At 66.7% G+C, this 567-nt stretch carries 1 pseudogene; it reads right to left on the bottom strand.

What is annotated here, in order from left to right:
- Positions 1–567 (bottom strand): annotated as a pseudogene (locus HWX25_RS32835) (hypothetical protein); the annotation flags it as partial.

Below are 567 nucleotides of genomic sequence, written 5' to 3'. Positions count from 1 at the left end.
GTGAAGGTCGGCGATTGCGTCTGGTCCTTCACGTAGACCGTGGCCGAGGCGCTGCCGAACACCTGCGTGCCCTTGGCACGGAAACCGCGCGCGCCCTCGCTGTTGGCCTGCGTGACGAAGTCCGCGGCCGACGCGCTCGGCGCCACCGCCTCGTAGGTGTAGGTCGCGTTCGAGGCATTGTTCTTCATGTACAGCGTCACCTCGGCCGAATCGAGGAACAGCGGCGAGACCTGCCAGTAACCCGATTGCCCCTGCCCGTTGGCCTGCGTGACGAAGTCGGCCGGGCTGCCGACTGCCGGCGCGAGCTGGTAGCTGTAGGTCGCCGACGTGCCGTCGCTGCGATAGAGGTTGCCCAATCCCAGCTCGCCCTCGTAGCGGAAGCCGCGCGCGCCTTCGGCGTTCGCCTGCGAGAGGAAGGCCGTCTGGCCCGATTGCGCGGTCTGCAGCTCGTAGGTATAGACCGCGTACGCACCATCGTTGACGAAGACCGAGCGGATCGTGCCGTCGCCCGTGAACGACAAATCGCCGAGATAGTGGAAGCCCTTGGCGCCCTCGCCATTGACCAGC

Source organism: Burkholderia sp. BCC1640, assembly GCF_902833125.1.
Classification (GTDB): Bacteria; Pseudomonadota; Gammaproteobacteria; order Burkholderiales; family Burkholderiaceae; genus Burkholderia; species Burkholderia diffusa.
The sequence above is the reverse complement of the archived record's forward strand: the minus strand, read 5'-3'. Positions and strand labels throughout refer to the sequence as shown.